Annotated in this window: 1 protein-coding gene and 1 pseudogene; one reads left to right on the plus strand and one right to left on the minus strand. The window is 74.4% G+C overall.

Features of this window, described 5'->3' with window-relative positions; translation table 11 throughout:
* Positions 1-317 (plus strand): hypothetical protein (locus tag FV223_RS28760; protein ID WP_210247537.1); only part of this gene is annotated, 317 nt, incomplete at its 5' end.
* A gap of 154 nt (positions 318-471) precedes the next feature.
* Here FV223_RS28760 and FV223_RS28765 read toward each other — a convergent pair.
* Positions 472-780 (minus strand): annotated as a pseudogene (locus tag FV223_RS28765) (carbamoyltransferase); the annotation flags it as partial.
* Positions 781-875 lie beyond the last annotated feature (95 nt).

The raw sequence follows: 875 nt of genomic DNA on the forward strand, positions 1-875 counted from the left end.
ACCCGGCCTGCCGCATGCCGGCCTTCCGCGCCGTCCCGCGCACGCCGGGCCGCGTGATGCCGATGCCCCATCGAGATCGACGCATGACAGAACTCCTGCCGTCGGAGCGCACCGCTCAGACGCTGAAGCGCATCGCCACGGCCCTGGGCTGCACCGTCGAGGAGCTGGTGAGCACCCGGGAGGGCGGCTGCCCGGCCCAGGAAACCCGGGAGCTGCTGACGCTGTGGGACGCGATCCGCAGCGACGCGGACCGCCGGATCGTGCTCGACACCGCCCGCGAGGTCGTGCGGGCGCAGGAGGCCTCCGCCGCGCCCTGAGGCCGGGGGCGGCTCCCGTGGCCAAGCCGCCACCTTATGATCGAGCGGCCGACTCGGGGCCAAGCGGCCAGGTTACGGCCAAGCTGCCATCTTGCGGCCCAGCCCGCCCCGGATGCTGTCGCCGACGGTCGCCGTCCGGACGAGGGCGGGACCACGAGCGGTTGAGCACCGGCGCGTGCCGGCCCAGGGCCTCGAGGGTGAAGGCGCCGGTGCGCCCCTGCCCCTCGAGGAACTCGGTGAATTGCTGGCCCCAGGTCGAGGCGACGACGAGCTCGGAGCCTTCCGGCACGAGCTCGGCGAGCAGCCCGACCATGCGGGTGGCCGGGTCCGGCTCGCAGTTCGGGGCGCGCTTGTATTGCAGGAAGCGCTCGGCGCCCTCGGCGAACAGGACCGTGCCGTCGGGCCCGATCAGCGCGAGCGCCGGGTCGTGGAAGGTGGTGGCGAGGCCGAGATAATACCGCATCGCGGATCGGGTTAGCGCCGCGGCGCCGACCCGGCAACCTCCCGTCAGGCGCGCTGCGCCCGCTCCAGCCGGCGGGCGAGGCGGGTCGCGCCGTA

This window comes from Methylobacterium sp. WL116, assembly GCF_008039455.1.
Lineage (GTDB): Bacteria > Pseudomonadota > Alphaproteobacteria > Rhizobiales > Beijerinckiaceae > Methylobacterium.